The following is a 16,525-nucleotide window of genomic DNA, read 5'->3' on the forward strand; positions in this document are numbered from 1 at the left end:
ACTGGCTTGTTTCTGCGACTTGTATACCCAAGCGACCTGAATCCTGCATCTTCAAGTTGTTTGGGTATATATTCGGCCATCTTTTGCTGAGTGAATGGTAATTTTAGTTTGCGTCACACTGGCATGTAGGGGAAAATATGCATCCAAATTGCCCGCTAGACCCCACAAACAAGCAGGAGAGAGCATGTCTTCCCGTAAAGTACTCGCAAACGCAATCCGTGCGTTAAGTATGGATGCAGTTCAAAAAGCAAATTCAGGCCATCCCGGCGCCCCAATGGGTATGGCAGATATTGCTGAAGTGCTGTGGAATGATTTCCTTAAGCACAACCCGAACAATCCGAAATGGGTAGATAGAGATCGTTTTATCCTCTCCAACGGTCACGGTTCAATGCTGATCTACTCTTTACTTCACCTGACAGGTTATGAATTACCAATTGAAGAGCTAAAACAGTTCCGTCAATTGCATTCTAAAACCCCGGGTCACCCAGAATACGGTTACACCCCAGGTGTTGAAACCACAACGGGTCCACTCGGTGCGGGCATCAGCAACGCTGTCGGTATGGCGATTGCTGAGAAAACCTTAGCGGCACAGTTTAACCGTGATGGTCACGATATCGTTGATCACTACACTTACTGCTTCCTCGGCGATGGCTGTTTGATGGAAGGTATTTCCCACGAAGCCTGTTCATTAGCCGGTACTTTAGGTTTAGGTAAACTGGTCGCATTTTGGGATGACAACGGTATTTCTATCGATGGCCATGTTGAAGGCTGGTTCACCGATGATACGCCAAAACGTTTTGAAGCTTACGGCTGGCATGTGATTGCCGGTGTTGACGGTCACGATAGTGCGGCAATCCGTGCTGCTATCGAAGCGGCGAAAGCCGTTACCGATAAACCAACAATGATTTGCTGCAAAACCATTATCGGTTTTGGTTCACCTAACAAATCTGGCAGCCACGATTGTCACGGCGCGCCACTAGGCGATGCGGAAATCGCAGCCGCCCGTGAATTCCTTGGCTGGCCACATGCACCATTTGAAATCCCAAGTGATGTTTATGCCGGTTGGGATGCCAAAGAAGCCGGTGCGGCCCGTGAAGCAGCGTGGAACGAGAAGTTTGCAGCATATCGCGCTGCTCACCCAGAACTGGCTGCTGAATATGAGCGTCGCGTTCTGAAAGGTGAATTACCGGCTGATTTCGAAGAAAAAGCGCAGGCATTCGTACAAGCATCACAGGACAAAGCCGAAGGCATTGCGAGCCGTAAAGCCTCACAAAATGCTATCGGTGCATTTGGCGCTATGTTGCCTGAACTGTTAGGCGGCTCTGCTGACTTAGCGGGTTCTAACTTGACACTGTGGTCAGGTTCTAAAGGTATTCAAGACGATCCAGCCGGTAACTACATTTACTACGGCGTGCGTGAATTCGGCATGAGTGGCATTATGAACGGTGCTTCGCTGCATGGTGGTTTCATCAATTACGGCGCAACGTTCATGATGTTCATGGAATATGCTCGTAACGCAGTACGTATGTCGGCGCTGATGGGCATTCAAAACATCTTCGTTTATACCCATGACTCTATCGGTCAAGGTGAAGATGGTCCAACGCATCAGCCAGTTGAGCAATTAGCTAACCTGCGTATGACGCCAAATATGGCCGTATGGCGTCCATGTGATGCGGCAGAAACGGCAGTTTCTTGGAAAGCTGCGATTGAGCGCCGTAATGCACCTACGTCACTGATCTTCAGCCGTCAAAACCTGAAAGCGCAAGCGCGTACCGCTGAGCAATTAGCCAACGTGGCTAAAGGTGCTTATGTACTGCAAGACTGTGCGGGTACACCAGAACTGATCCTGATCGCAACTGGTAGCGAAGTACAATTGGCAATGGATGCAGCCGCTGCACTGACTGAGCAAGGTAAACACGTTCGCGTAGTTTCTATGCCATCGACAACTGAGTTCGATAAGCAAGATGCTGCTTATAAAGAATCTGTATTACCACGTGCTGTGACTAAACGTGTGGCTATTGAAGCGGCGCATACCGATTTCTGGTACAAGTACGTCGGGTTTGAAGGCACAGTTGTGGGCATGACCACATTTGGTGAGTCTGCGCCGGGTAACGTGCTATTGAATCACTTCGGTTTCACCGTTGAAAATGTGCTGAATGCTGCAAAATCATTGGGCTAATTGCTCGAGGGATTAGATTCAATACAAAAGGTTAAACTTTTTAAGTGTTAATCTGTATAATGCGGCCTGCAATCGTTTGCAGGCCGTTTTTGTATTAAGAGGAAATTGAGACCTCAATGATCCGAGTCGCTATCAATGGTTATGGCCGTATCGGCCGCTCTATTCTCCGAGCTTTATATGAGTCTGGAAAACGGCAGCAAATGCAGATTGTCGCGATTAATGAATTAGCTAAACCTGAAGCCATTATTCATCTGACCCAGTACGACACCACCCACGGTCGGTTTGCGCATAAAGTGAAGCTTGTTGATGATCATATGCTGATTGGCGACGATGCGATAAAAATCCTCCACGAGCCCGATCCGGCAAAACTCCCTTGGCACGAGATGGACATAGATATTGTCTATGAAGCCACAGGCGTATTAGTCGATCGTCAAAGCTGCGAAGCCCATATTCACGCCGGCGCTAAACAAGTGCTGATAAGTCATCCATCCTCAGCCGATGTCGATGGCACGATCGTCTATGGTGTAAACCACGATTTACTCCGCGCCGAACACACAGTGGTGTCCAACGCTTCTTGCACCACAAACTGTATCGTGCCAGTGATCGATGTGCTCGATCGCCACTTTGGCGTTAAAAGCGGTGCCATTACCACTATCCATTCGGCGATGAACGATCAGCAAGTGATTGATGCTTATCATGATGATTTGCGTCGTACCCGCGCCGCTGGCCAATCGATTATCCCTGTCGATACTAAACTTGCCCGCGGCATTGAGCGGATCTTGCCGCACATGAAAAATAAGTTTGAAGCGATTTCGGTGCGCGTGCCCACCATCAACGTGACCGCCATCGATTTGTCCGTGACCTTAGAAAAAACCGTCGATATTGCCACAGTCAATCAGGTGCTGGAATCAGCCGCCAATGGGCGATTTAACGGCATCTTAGGCTATACTGATGAGCCCTTAGTCTCATGTGATTTCAACCATGATCCGCGCTCCAGTATTGTCGATGGTACCCAGACCCGCGTGAGCGCCGGTCAGTTGGTGAAGTTACTCCTGTGGTGCGATAACGAGTGGGGTTTTGCCAATCGTATGTTAGATACGAGTTTGGCGATGATCGCGGCCAAGCGAGGCTGATAAAAGTAGATTATTCACTTGTGGGTTACTGAATTTATGCCAATTCGACGGGATGTCGAGCGCCGAGCGGCAGTCAATTCATACCGGCTATAGTGTGAAACAGTTTGTTTTTTGATTATAAAAGGAAGCGTTACCATGGCAATTATCAATATGTCAGATCTGGATCTACAAGGTAAGCGCGTGCTTATCCGCGAAGATCTCAATGTCCCTGTCAGCAACGGCGTCGTCACCAGTGACGCACGTCTGCGCGCCTCTCTACCGACTATCGAGTTGGCCCTTGAAAAAGGTGCGGCTGTGATGGTGATGTCGCATTTAGGTCGTCCGACCGAAGGTGAATACAATGCTGAATATTCTATGCAACCTGTGGTCGATTATTTGGCAAAAGCCCTGTCTTGTCCTGTGCGTTTAGCGACCGACTATTTAGATGGCGTTGACGTTGCCGTGGGTGAAGTGGTTGTGTTCGAAAACGTGCGTTTCAACGTGGGTGAAGGTAAGAACAACGAAGCCTTATCGAAAAAAATGGCGGCGCTGTGTGATGTCTATGTGATGGACGCCTTCGGTACTGCACATCGTGCCCAAGCATCGACTCATGGCGTGGGCATGTTTGCCCCAATCGCCTGTGCCGGTCCATTACTGGCACAAGAATTAGATGCCTTAGGCAAGGCATTAGATAATCCTGCGCGTCCAATGGTGGCGATTGTCGGTGGCTCTAAAGTGTCGACTAAGCTGACTGTGCTAGAAAGTCTTTCAGGCATAGTCGATCAGTTAGTGGTTGGCGGCGGTATTGCCAATACTTTCATTGCGGCGGCGGGCTACAATGTCGGTAAATCGCTGTATGAGGCGGATTTGATCGACGAAGCTAAGCGTTTAGTGGCTAATGCTAAGAGCCGTGGCGCCGATATTCCTGTGCCGACCGATGTAGTCGTTGCGGGCGAGTTTAGCCCAACAGCAGCGGCAACTTTAAAATCGGTTAGCGAAGTCGCTGATGGCGAAATGATTTTCGATATTGGTCCAGATAGCGCTGAAGCACTGGCTAAAATCATCGAATCTGCAGGCACTATCGTGTGGAACGGCCCTGTGGGCGTGTTCGAATTCGACCAATTCGGTGAAGGTACTAAGCGTATCGCCCAAGCGATTGCTGATTCAAAAGCGTTCTCTATCGCAGGCGGTGGTGACACTTTGGCTGCGGTTGATAAGTACGGCATTGCCGATAAAGTGTCTTACATTTCGACTGGTGGCGGTGCTTTCCTCGAGTTCCTCGAAGGTAAAGAATTACCGGCTGTGGCTATGTTAGAAAAGCGCGGCGCTTAATCATTAAGTTTTAAAAAACGCGGCGCATAAGACGCCGCGATAAGCTCTGATAACATCAAAGCTTTGATAAAAAGTAAAAAATTATAAAAAAACCGCCCGTATTCATCTAAGGTACTTAATTTAAGTTGTTTATTTAAGGTACAGAGTTGAATGCGGGTATAAAAATCCATCCAAACGATAGCGACCTCGGTGATAGATATCACCCTATTATTGGAGTTAAAAAATGGCGTTAATTTCCCTACGACAACTACTTGATCACGCAGCAGAACATGGATACGGTGTGCCTGCGTTTAACGTTAACAACTTAGAGCAGATGCGTGCCATTATGCAGGCCGCTGAAGCAACAGACAGCCCTGTGATAGTGCAAGCTTCTGCTGGCGCGCGTAAATACGCTCGCCCACAGTTCTTAAAATATTTGATGGCAGCGGCTCTTGAGCAGTACCCAGATATTCCAGTGTGTATTCACCAAGACCACGGTACCGATCCTGATATTTGTCAGCGTTCTATCCAATTAGGCATGTCATCAGTCATGATGGACGGCTCTTTGATGGCTGACGGCAAAACGCCTGCATCGTACGAGTACAACGTTGATGTTACCCGTCGTACAGTGGCATTTGCCCATGCGTGTGGTGTGTCAGTTGAAGGTGAAATCGGCTGTTTAGGCAGCTTAGAAACTGGCCAAGCTGGCGAAGAAGATGGTGTTGGTGCATCAGGTATTTTAAGTCACGATCAAATGTTGACTAGCCCTGAAGAAGCGGCGCGTTTCGTTGCCGATACCCATGTTGATGCACTCGCGATTGCTATCGGTACTAGCCATGGTGCATATAAGTTCAGTCGTAAACCGACGGGCGATGTACTGCGTATCGACCGCATCAAAGAAATTCATGCGCGTATTCCTAACACTCACTTAGTGATGCACGGTTCATCTTCTGTGCCACAAGAGTGGCTAAAGATCATCAACCAATATGGTGGTCAGATCCCAGAAACCTACGGTGTGCCATTAGAAGAAATCGTAGAAGGTATCAAACACGGTGTACGTAAAGTCAACATTGATACCGACTTACGTTTAGCATCAACGGGTGCCGTTCGTAAATTCCTAGCTGAACACCCAAGTGAATTTGATCCACGTAAATTCCTGAAAGCATCAATGGAAGCCATGGCCGATATCTGTACGGTTCGCTATGAAGCTTTCGGCTGTGCAGGTCAAGCATCTAAGATTAAGCCATTGTCTTTACAAGCAATGTATAAAGCGTATCAGTCTGGCGCGTTAGATCCTAAGATCAATATGTAAGCGTTATCACTGAGATAAAAACCCGCTAAAGCGGGTTTTTTTATACTTAAAATAGCTGCAATTTTCATTTTTTAATCGTAAATGTTAATATCGCGCAGATTTTCAGGGGAAAATACTAACCCTTATTAATATGTGCTTATTCAGCATCGCTGGGACGAACAGATATTTATAGGGATTGGATTTAACGGAACAGGAACGGATAAACATGAAGAAAGTACTGACCGCAGCACTATTAATGGCTGCACCTTTTATGGCGATAGCTGGGGCCGATTTTGTAAAAGGCGATGAGACATTCGCAGGTGAAGCTGAGCTTGGTGCAACCTTAACCACAGGTAACACTGAAACCTCATCATTCAAAGGACGTTTAAATCTTAAGCATGAGCTTGGCGATTGGGAGAATCAGTACTTACTCGAAGGTTTATATAAAGAGGATACAGGTTCTGTTACCGCGAAACGCTATTTAGCGGGCGCACAAGGTAACTACAAGATGACAGATCGTAGCTACTTGTTTGCTAACGGTAATTATGAAGTTGATCCGTTCACAGGTTATGATTACACACTATCTGGCGCAGCGGGTTATGGTTATAGATTCTATGATACTAGTAAGACCTTTTTAGATGTCGAAGTCGGTCCAGGTTATATCTATCAGCGTCTTGATACAGAGCAAGCACTTATCGAAGGCCATGACACCAATGACAGCGTCGTCGCTCACGGCGTGATCAACTTTGAAACCGAAATCACTGACACCTCTAAATTCCAACAACGTTTTGTTGCAGATTACGGTGATAAGCTCGATGCCCGCTCTGAAACTTCGTTAACGGCGAATATTATCGGCGCATTAGCAATGAAGTTTGCCATTATTGTGCGCTACAACAGCGAGCCGTTGGATAATAAGAAAAGTACAGATACAGAAACCAATATGACCTTGTTATATTCCTTCTAATACTGTGACACTGATTTAGAAACTAAAAAGCACCTTTGAGGTGCTTTTTTATTGGCTCTTTTTAGACTAAGTTAAATGTTTCTTTATTAGTTATCGCTGTAGTTATACAAAAATTAATGTTTTAAACGCCTTTGGTTATAGGGTAATGCATAGAAAGTTGCGTTTTATCAACATTTACTATGCCGAAGCTATGGTAATTTTCGACTAATTTCCTACGTAGAGATGAACTTTAATGAAATTACAGCGGTTGTTTAAAGGCAGTGGAATGGCGTTATGGAGTCTATTCTGCGTTGCAATATTGAGCGGATTCTCACCTGCAGCATGGGCTATGACAGAAGGGATAGAACGGCTTAATTTAACCGCCTCGAGTGTGGGTTATGTTGCCGTCTTTGTGTTTGTACTTGCATACATAATGGTGATGGCTGAGGAGTCGTTACATTTACGCAAGTCGAAACCTGTGCTGGTCGCGGCAGGGATTATCTGGGGCATGATAGGTTTTGTGTATGTACAAAATGGTATGTCTGAAGTGTCGGAAGCGGCATTCAAACATAACTTGCTTGAATATGCGGAGCTTCTACTCTTCTTACTCGTGGCGATGACTTATATCAATGCTATGGAAGAGCGAAATTTGTTTGATGCCATTCGTGGTTGGCTTGTCGGCCGTGGGTTTAGTCTAAGAACCGTATTTTGGTTGACGGGGTTTATGGCGTTCTTTATCTCACCCGTGGCAGATAATTTAACGACTGCGCTATTGATGTGTGCCGTGGTGATGAAGGTGGGGGCAGGGCAACGCAAGTTTATCACCCTAGCCTGTATCAACATTGTTGTTGCGGCTAATGCGGGTGGCGCGTTTAGCCCGTTTGGTGATATCACGACCTTAATGGTGTGGCAAAAAGGATTAGTGCACTTTAGCGATTTCTTCCATCTGTTTATTCCTGCTTTAGTGAACTTTGCATTACCCGCTGCCATTATGAGTGTGTTTATCCCACATTTCGTGCCAGAGCCAGAAAAAGAGCATGTTTATACTAAGCCGGGTGCTAAGCGAATTGTTGCGTTGTTTTTACTCACAATCGCTACGGCAGTGTGTGCTCATTCCTTCTTAGGTATGCCACCTGTATTGGGTATGATGACGGGATTAGGTTTCTTACAATTCTTTGGTTTTTATCTGCGTAAAACCTTCAATCGTTCCGTTGCCCGCGAACGTGCAAAGGCTGAATTGCGTCAGGACGAGCAGCGTCTTCAGCAGCTTGGTAGTGTGGTGCCCTTCGATGTGTTTAGCAGGATCTCCCGCGCTGAATGGGATACCCTGTTGTTCTTTTATGGTGTAGTGCTATGTGTGGGTGGCCTTGGCTTTATGGGGTACTTGAGCTTAGTATCTGAGGCTTTGTATTCCAATTGGGATACGACCTATGCCAACGTGGCTATCGGTCTGTTGTCTTCGGTTGTTGATAATATTCCGGTGATGTTTGCTGTGTTGACGATGAACCCTGAGATGGCCTTAGGCCAATGGTTACTGGTAACGTTAACCGCAGGAGTTGGGGGCAGTTTATTGTCAATTGGCAGTGCTGCAGGGGTCGCGTTAATGGGACAAGCTAGGGGGATTTACACCTTTGGTGCCCATTTGCGTTGGACACCTGTCATTGCGCTGGGTTATATCGCGAGCATTTTAGTACATATGTGGCTCAATGCTGCGATGTTCTAAATAAAAGTACTGCTCATTCATCTTTTGGGCTGTATTGACGTTTGTGAGTCGTTTTGTAGCGAATTATTTAGCGAACAACATCGATCTAACAAAATTCAATCGCATAACGTCTAGATATCAATGAATAAAATAGAGGCATCCGATGGATGCCTCTATTTGTTTGGATATGTCATTGGAAGGATTATTGCGGTAGCACTTGAATTAAATCCAGCTCGTTATTGGCTTTTGCGCCGTAGATCTGAATCGCGACTTTAATTTGTGCCACTGAACCACTTGGATCCTGCTGAGCCCAATCTAAGCCTGCTATCTCAAATTGGTATTGACCGCTTGTGACTTCGGTTAATTTACCGCTGCATTCTCCAAGACTTTGGCAACGATAATTTTGGGTAACATGCCAGTGTTTCCATGCCTTTGGATTCGAGGATTCTTTGGCTTTGTCGGGGAACCCAAAATAGTAAATATCATAGGTTTTAGCCGCAGTGATCGCCTCTTGTTGCGCATCCGTCAGTGAAAATTGAATTGTCCCTGTACTCGAGTCAAATTGCTCAAGCTTGAGATTTATCTGCGTTGCTTCATCAATGTTTATTGCATTTTCGACGGGAGGTGGCTGCGGAGTTTCAGGCTCAGTGTTATTGCTGTCACTGCCACATCCTACAAGTATTAATGTCGCGAGGGTCAATGTGAGTAATGGGTATTTCATCACAGTCTCCTTAATTGAAATGCCCTGTATGGCAAGTGGTGCATTCCATGTCTGTTTTTACACTTGCCGCTGAGCCTAGTGTGCTAGTACTACCGTGACAAGTTTGGCAATCTTGTGCATCTGGTGTTGGCTTACTACCAACAAGGGCGCCGATATTCTCCCCTTGATAGGCACGATTCAATACATCGACTAAGTAATAAGCCATAGACGCGGATAAGCGGTAGCAGCGTTCACCTTTTTTCGCGAATGGTAAGCCAGAAGCCTTTGACCAGTTACTGATAGATGAGTGACATAACACGCTCTTGGCTTTTGATGAACTGCCCACAAGAGCCGTTTTTTCTGCTGTCGAGCCAATACCAGTAACAAATTCAGGTGAAGATAAAGGGAGCGTTGTATTTTCGTAGTAGCGGAAGGTATTAGCTATCACGGCGTTATTGTGACCATTAATGTCATCTAAAATATTCACTAACATGCCTATCGCATTAAGATTACCGCAGAGCGTGCCTTGACCCGTTACCCCTGCAAAACCATAGGCGGCTAATGCCGTTGGAATTGTTTTGAACTTGTCTGCATCGGCACTATTAGATTGGGCTAGCATAGTCACAACGGCATGAAAAACTTGGTGCATACAACCACCACCCGTTTCATAGGCCAGTTTTGCTGTTGCCATTGCATCAAGTGGAACGTATTTAAGTTTCTCTCCTATCGCTAATTGATATTGACCATCGGCATTCGTTGCCGCGAGAACCGATGTTCCCATGAGTGTTGCACCTGCCGCAGCGGTGCTAATACCAATAATACGGGTTAATGCTTGACGTCTATTTATGCTCATTATGTATTTCCTCTATGTAGGATTACTTCTATTTATCAAATGCTAAAGATAAATTGATGGCGTAAATTCTAAGCATGCTTGAGATAAATATTGTGATTTATGCCGGAGGATATTTGCCTTTTACATGAGCGGTAAATAGCGTCACTAAAATAGAATTAACCGACTTAAATTCTGCATTTTAATTAACTAAACAGATTGCAAGGTGCTCATTGTCCCGATATTTGTTATATTTATGTAAATTTATGCCGAATTTCCCATGTGCTAAATGGCATTTATTCCTGTGAGTTAACGCATGTTTTTGCCTAATAGCGCTGAACTTGGGGGTCGTCTCACGAAAATTAACTATTTGCTGACTTGGGTTAGCAAGATCACATTAATCATTAGTTAGTTTGCATAGACTTAACTTTGTGTTTTTATGGAGTTGAGTGGATGTTGATGCAATTGGGAGACTGCAGGTTTGATCGGGAACGAGGCATACTGATTGAGTTGTCTCGCGATGAATCTTGGCATCTTCCTCGAGCCGAGTTACAAGTGCTTAATTTGCTTGTTGAGCATCAAGGTAAGTTGGTTTCTAAGCATATGCTGAAAACGGGGGATGGAAAGCATCCGCCGCTAACTGATACCTCTGTGGCCCGTGCTGTCTTTATGCTTCGCAGCTTTCTTGGACCTCAATATGAGGGCTTGATTGAAACCGTGAAAGGCCAAGGTTATTTACTTCAACCATCTAATGGGACTGAGTTTAGAGGTGTTAATTACCTCAGATTGCATACAGTGCCTTTGTGGAGTGCCTTAGTATTATTCGGGTTTATGTTAGCGTTTTCGGTGTTTTATTTGAATCATACGGATCACAGCAAGCCAACCCAAGCACTTATGACCTCAATATTACCTTTGGCTTCTGGCCAGCAAGTACGATTACACTTATTTGCTGATTCCAATACTAATAACACTTTACTCTTCGAATTAGGTGAGCGCTTAAGTGCAGGATTAATCGCCTGCGGTCAAAGTGATTGGGCTGATGTTTATGCTTCTTTGTCCCATGATAAACAAGTGCTTAATATTACTTTTCGAGGCGAAAAACTCGGTCAGTCAGTGATCCGTAATATTAAAATCAGTGATTTCACTCGACCGAAAACCTTCATCGATGCTGCTTGGCTGCAGGAGGTTAACATCTGTGGCTAAATGGCTAAAGTGGACGATTAATATTGTTATCTTGTCGGCATTGATTATGGCCTGCGGTGTGATATACAAACAGTCGGCTACCAATCAGACGATGATTTTAAATTGCAGCTCTGAATTATTCGACCGCCATTCTAGTGCCAATCCTAGCGGCAGCTCGAGTGTTAGCAGTGACGGTAAATTTTACCTACTCGTGGATGTTTTGATTGCCGCTGACAATACGCAGATCAATTATCGTTACTTTAATATTGACGGTACGAGTGCGGGCAATATTTTAATGCAAGGCAAAGTCGACAGTATTGAGGCCAATAGCATGACCTACAAAGTTACCGTTAAAACGAAAACGGAATCTGAAATTGAAAAGCAAAAAAATTGGCCAGAACATATGAAATATCTATCCTATATCAGCAGCTTACATTTTAATGACTCGGAAATGCACAATCTCAGTATCGAGGTGTTAGATATGGATGACACCAAAGATTATGCCGTGGTCCTTTTTCAGCCGAGCAATACCATTTGTGGATGCAGAATCGTAAATAGTCGAATTTAATCAGTGAATTTGAGTTTATTTCAGTTAAGATTAGTGCTCATTGATTTGTGATTACTGTGGTGAGTCTCCAGTGAGGGATTCATGAAAAGGGTGTTGTGTCTAAGATACGTGTGAAGCAAGAAGAATCCCTGTCGATTAAGTTCAGCCATCAGATGGAAAAGGGCGATAATCGTCAGCTTGATCTCTATTTCTTTTTACCTAAGGAAATGGGCATAGGCTCGCGCACGCTCAATGAAGAAGAGTACTACTACAGCTCAATAGTTGGACGTCGCTCATACTATTCAGAAGGCTTGCACTTACCTCTGGTGCAGGGGCGTTTTGCCAGTTTAAATCGCCGTACTGTTGAAGAATTCAGATTGTACCTAAATCTCTTCGCCTATCAGTTTGCGGTTGCGGTTGAAAACGATGTTAAAGAACTCAATCAAATCACAGATGTAACCCATTTTTATTTTGCCCTCGACGAATTACGCGAACAAATTGCCCAGTTGCTGAAAAAGTTTCGTCGTAACGAACCAGGTGATCCCAAATGGAAATCTTACTTTGAAAATGCTGATAACTACTTGTCTTGGTTTTGTGAGCAGCAGTTACTCAAAGTGCTCGCTTATGCAACTCGTACCAGTGATTTCAACGATATTTTAGAGCGGGTACTCACGCTCTGCCGTAATGAATGTGCCTATCGTGATGAGCATAAGTACAACTCAGCGCAAACTAAGCAAGATCCTAACCGTATCTCTAATAAGATGTTGTTATTGCGCCGTTTAATTCAACAAGGGGTGGTACTCAAAGAAGAGTTAAAGCCTTTAGGGATTGGCCTTAAAAAGTTTACGACAGGACTGGCGACCGCGTTAGTGATGTTGGTGGTGTCTGCGTTGATAATTCAAGCGCAGGGCGCCTTTAGTGGTTTTACTATTGCACTAGTGCTGACTTTGGCTGTGATCTATGGTTTCAGGGAAATCTTTAAGGACGATGTGCGCAATGCCATGTGGCGATTTATTCAGCGGGGTCGACCACGTTGGAGCCGCATTTTACGGGATACTACGAGTCAGGCGGTTATCGCTAAGCAGTTGGTATGGCTTGAGTTTATGCGTCAGCAAGATCTACCCGAAAAAGTCAGTGACATTCTAAAGCACAGACATAGCCAAAATAAGGTCGATGCGGAAATTCTGCACTATAAAATCGCTACTAAGGTGAATCAGAGTGAATTCCAAGCGGGATATTCGACTATTCAAGAGCAAGTGAGCTTTAGCTTAGTGCCTTTTGCCCGTTATTTAGAACGGGGTAAAGCGAAGATTTATAAGGAAGTTGAAGGCAAAATTAGTTATGAATCGGTTGAGCGGCGCTATCAAGTCAACCTGATTTTAGTGTTGCGAGATGGGCGCGAAGCCCCGCAGTATATTCGCTATAAAATCACCATGAACCGCTCGGCAATCATAGAAATTACCCAGAGTCAGTTGCCTGACTCCGTTAATGCACCCGAATCTACGATTGATGACGAGTAAAGGCCTGACCGATATTCTGATCGTTATTTTGCTTCGCCCGTTTTAGGGCGATTTCGGCATTATTCAAATATTGCTCTAATGTCTGGCCTTCTTGATAACCCGCAATACCAATACTAATACCTTCCCCTAAGCCATTACCATTGAGTTTTTCCATCATATTGAGGGCAAAGTTGTGCGCATGGGTGGCGTCTGTGTCAGGTAACATCACAATGAGCTTCCCTAGCTGCCAATGCAGAATTTGATAATTAGCTGGAATTTCAAGCAATAATTGCACTTCTATTTCTTGCTGACGATTTGCCAGTTGGTCGATATCACTCATGTGGCTTAGCATGCCCTCTGGATTGATATCCATTAACAGTAAGCTTGAGCTGAGACGGCTTGGTGGCGGCAGAGAGTTAAAGTAACGTTCTAAATCTGCCAAATTCAGCAGAATAGTACTGCGATGGGGCACAAGGTTACGCTTCTCTGTGCCTCGACCACGCTCGGCGGCTTGCTCTAAAGTGCAGACGATATAATCAATCTCACCATCGGCGGCCACATGACCCTTCAAGGTGGCTTGCAAACAATTGGAATGCGCTTGCTTAGGTGAGCATAGAATTTGCCCTTGCCACTGACCTTGCATGGCTATCTGAGCGCTGATCCTCTGCCATTGATTGCCTAAATCATTCGCGAGTAATGACGCTAAATCTTGATTTAAATCGCCATTGAGTTGCATTAGCGCATCGAATACAGGATTGATTTTAATCAGTTTACCGTTAGCATCAGTGAGGGCTGTCGCGACTGTGTTATCGCATAAAAGCTCACTGAGAAAAGCATTTTGTTTGCTGCTGATTAACTCACTGATGTCCTCAAGGGTGATTAATAGATGTGGTGAGCCTCGGCTCGCCCTTGGTGCTTGGCGGATATGAACGCGTAACGTAGGGCCATCAATACTGTCTAGACTGATTTCACCAGACCATTGACCTGTTTTATGTACCTGCTCCATTAACTCCGTGTAGGTTTTATCATCGAGGCATAAGGTACGCTGTAGGCTTCGGTCTGTCAGCTCATCTAATGGTACTAAGGTCGCTTGTGCCGCTTTAGTATTGGCGCTGATGACTCTGGCATTTTCGTTGACCATCATAAAGCCGATGTCACTATTAAATAAGCCATTAGCAACATCAATACTGTATTGGCGTGAACGCTGTTGTAAGCGATACATGTGGCTGAGTAGTACAACCCAAGCGGCTAAAACCGTTAATATTAACGATGCCACAATGACAATGTTTTGCCATTGTGAGAAACGAGCAGCTATGTCTGAGTTGCGCACATAGGAGAGTAAAAAATATTCTCTGTGAGTCTCAGGTTGGGCTGTAAGTTCGATTTTAAGGTAAACAAAAGTGGCTTCTTCACCGTGGAATTGTCCAAAGTTGCTCATGGACATATCGCGCCACAGGGCCGGATAGCTCTGTCTTAAACTTGCTCCTAAGGTCTCTGGCATATTGCTTAGAGGGGCGAGATCGCTAGCGCCAGCATAGAGTAATCCCTGAGTATCCAGCACTAACATAGGGGATTTATTGCTCGAAAAGGCTGGTTTTATGGCCTCCAGCATTTTTACCATAGAGTTGTATGTCACCAGATAACCGATAGAACTCTGATCGGGCTTCTCGAGCCACGCCATTTGATACATATAAGGTTCAAGCATGCCGTCTATCGGAACAAATTCCAGCGGTGAGGTATAAACTTCTTTGCCACCCATGCTCCGACTCGCTCCAAGTAAGGTCGGTGGTAAGGCATCTTTATTGAAATTAGGGGGAGTTGAGAATTTATAGTTACCTTGGGGATCGTACAGTGCAATGCCGAGTAACTCAGGAATATGTTTTACTAGATCTTGCCAGTTTTCCTGCAATTTAAGTTGTTGCTTGGCGGTAGGATTGCTTAAGTATTGTTTTAGCAGTTCCCCATTGGCGAAAATTTGGGTTCGAAATTGCTGAAAAGACACTTTATCTGCGATCAATGAGCCTATGGTTTGCAGTTCACTGTATCTTTGCGTTGCCCACTCTTCTTGCAGGCGTCGTTCACCTAACGTAATGATTAAGTGAGTTAAAATAATCATGCCAATCACCAGCATAGAAAGCTGGCTTGCAATAGCGAGTAAGCGTTGATGCGACCAATAGATCCCTTGGGTTAAAGAGAGCAGTGGCGCAGCGGGATACGTGCTTGGGTTATTCTTCAGCATGAACCGATTATGAGTGGGTGAACTGTTAATTTCGCTATGTTAACACGAAAGAATTGTTACGACAGTGCCAAGTTACTCAGCAAGATTCCTTGAGTAAAAGTTAAGACGATTCACACATGTACCACTCACGTAATCGACAGTGTTATCTGCTTGGGTGTTTGAGTCGATTTTGGCTGTATTAGAATGCCGTTTAGCCTAAGGCGCCTAATATGCGATGCTTGAATTCGCAGCCGTAGGACTCAACTTGTTCACGACAGATGTCGATATCAACCCCCGCTAATCCTTCGATGGCCGAAACTTGTACCGTTTCAATATAGTGTGGCGCTAATGCGATGAAGGCATGTACGGCAGAATAGGAACCAGCGAGTTTGGGGCGACAATGTTCCATATAGGCGGCTTCATTATCCGCATTGAGGGAAATGGATAAACTATCAACGCAGTTGGCTAGTTCCGGCAAAATATTGCGCCTATGGACTAAATTACCTAAACCATCGGTATTAATGCGTACTCGCCCGCCTCTTTGTTTAATTTCTTTCGCCACCGCCAGCAAGGTTGGAAGATTTAAGGTTGGTTCGCCATAGCCACAAAACACATATTCTTCGAAGTCTTTAACATCGCCAAGCAGTGGAATAATTTCTTCGGGCTTAGGTTGGTGACACAGTGCCAGTTGATATTCGTGGATCTGTTTACTGCCATTATGTTTTGGACAAAACGCGCAGCGCAGGGTGCAGCGACCCGTAATATTAAGGTAGCGACTGCGACGAATATCATAGACAAGCGTTTCAGTCGCACAGGTTTCATTTGTGCAAACTTCATCTGTTATGTGACCGTTCGCTAGGGTTTCTGTGGTGACAACTTGTGGTTTATCAATATTTTGCTTGTGCAGATGCTCAGACATAATGATGGGTTTCATTCTAACGATAGCTGACGACTTAAACACAGTGTAGCGAAAGCCTGATGCGATAACTGTCAACTAGATCGCAACTTGAAA

General features: G+C 45.1%; 13 protein-coding genes. 9 read left to right on the forward strand and 4 right to left on the reverse strand.

Annotated elements, in window-relative coordinates; all coding sequences use genetic code 11:
- The first annotated feature begins 184 nt into the window (after positions 1–184).
- The 6 genes from tkt (at position 185) to nhaD (ending at position 8,559) form a co-directional block, all read left to right on the forward strand.
- The gene (gene tkt, locus KFE26_RS04360) at positions 185–2,179 is read left to right on the forward strand and encodes a transketolase (protein ID WP_212599761.1); all 1,995 of its coding nucleotides are present in this window, start codon (positions 185–187) and stop codon (positions 2,177–2,179) included.
- A gap of 116 nt (positions 2,180–2,295) precedes the next feature.
- Positions 2,296–3,312 carry an erythrose-4-phosphate dehydrogenase gene (gene epd, locus KFE26_RS04365; RefSeq protein ID WP_105250098.1) on the forward strand — a complete coding sequence of 339 codons (1,017 nt, stop codon included), beginning with the start codon at positions 2,296–2,298 and terminating at the stop codon, positions 3,310–3,312.
- A 135-nt stretch (positions 3,313–3,447) separates the two neighbouring features.
- On the forward strand, positions 3,448–4,623 hold the full coding sequence (locus KFE26_RS04370; protein ID WP_168824858.1) for a phosphoglycerate kinase: 1,176 nt from the start codon (positions 3,448–3,450) through the stop codon (positions 4,621–4,623).
- A 223-nt stretch (positions 4,624–4,846) separates the two neighbouring features.
- Positions 4,847–5,914, forward strand: coding sequence for a class II fructose-bisphosphate aldolase (gene fba / locus KFE26_RS04375; protein ID WP_028761627.1), 1,068 nt, complete (start codon positions 4,847–4,849; stop codon positions 5,912–5,914).
- A 205-nt stretch (positions 5,915–6,119) separates the two neighbouring features.
- Positions 6,120–6,857: a YdiY family protein gene (locus KFE26_RS04380; protein WP_212599762.1), complete on the forward strand. Its 738-nt coding sequence runs from the start codon at positions 6,120–6,122 to the stop codon at positions 6,855–6,857.
- Between the two features lie 232 nt (positions 6,858–7,089).
- Positions 7,090–8,559, forward strand: a complete 1,470-nt coding sequence (nhaD, locus tag KFE26_RS04385; RefSeq protein WP_173246601.1) for a sodium:proton antiporter NhaD — start codon at positions 7,090–7,092, stop codon at positions 8,557–8,559.
- 181 nt (positions 8,560–8,740) lie between these two features.
- Here the strand turns inward: nhaD and KFE26_RS04390 are convergent, their stop codons facing one another.
- Both KFE26_RS04390 and KFE26_RS04395 read right to left on the reverse strand, forming a co-directional pair.
- Positions 8,741–9,259, reverse strand: coding sequence for a hypothetical protein (locus KFE26_RS04390; protein WP_212599763.1), 519 nt, complete (start codon positions 9,257–9,259; stop codon positions 8,741–8,743).
- Positions 9,260–9,269: 10 nt separating this feature from the next.
- Positions 9,270–10,091 (reverse strand): cytochrome C, encoded by an 822-nt coding sequence (locus tag KFE26_RS04395; RefSeq protein ID WP_168824862.1) that lies wholly within the window; start codon positions 10,089–10,091, stop codon positions 9,270–9,272.
- Positions 10,092–10,520: 429 nt separating this feature from the next.
- On the opposite strand from KFE26_RS04395, the gene KFE26_RS04400 reads away from it, so the two are divergent.
- The 3 genes from KFE26_RS04400 (at position 10,521) to KFE26_RS04410 (ending at position 13,316) form a co-directional block, all read left to right on the forward strand.
- A complete protein-coding gene (locus tag KFE26_RS04400; protein WP_105250092.1) occupies positions 10,521–11,270 on the forward strand; it encodes a transcriptional regulator in 750 nt (249 codons plus the stop codon).
- Positions 11,263–11,817, forward strand: a complete 555-nt coding sequence (locus KFE26_RS04405; RefSeq protein ID WP_113939813.1) for a hypothetical protein — start codon at positions 11,263–11,265, stop codon at positions 11,815–11,817. Before KFE26_RS04400 ends, KFE26_RS04405 begins: the two co-directional genes overlap by 8 nt.
- Before the next feature lie 95 nt (positions 11,818–11,912).
- The gene (locus KFE26_RS04410; RefSeq protein WP_028761621.1) at positions 11,913–13,316 is read left to right on the forward strand and encodes a hypothetical protein; all 1,404 of its coding nucleotides are present in this window, start codon (positions 11,913–11,915) and stop codon (positions 13,314–13,316) included.
- Here the strand turns inward: KFE26_RS04410 and KFE26_RS04415 are convergent.
- Both KFE26_RS04415 and KFE26_RS04420 read right to left on the reverse strand, forming a co-directional pair.
- Entirely contained in the window at positions 13,297–15,534 is a 2,238-nt protein-coding gene (locus KFE26_RS04415; RefSeq protein ID WP_173497323.1) for a PAS domain-containing protein, read from the reverse strand. The genes KFE26_RS04410 and KFE26_RS04415 overlap by 20 nt on opposite strands.
- Before the next feature lie 190 nt (positions 15,535–15,724).
- Positions 15,725–16,432: a TatD family nuclease-associated radical SAM protein gene (locus tag KFE26_RS04420; RefSeq protein ID WP_173497324.1), complete on the reverse strand. Its 708-nt coding sequence runs from the start codon at positions 16,430–16,432 to the stop codon at positions 15,725–15,727.
- Between the last annotated feature and the right edge of the window lie 93 nt (positions 16,433–16,525).

This window comes from Shewanella sp. M16 (assembly GCF_018224605.1).
Lineage (GTDB): Bacteria > Pseudomonadota > Gammaproteobacteria > Enterobacterales > Shewanellaceae > Shewanella > Shewanella oncorhynchi.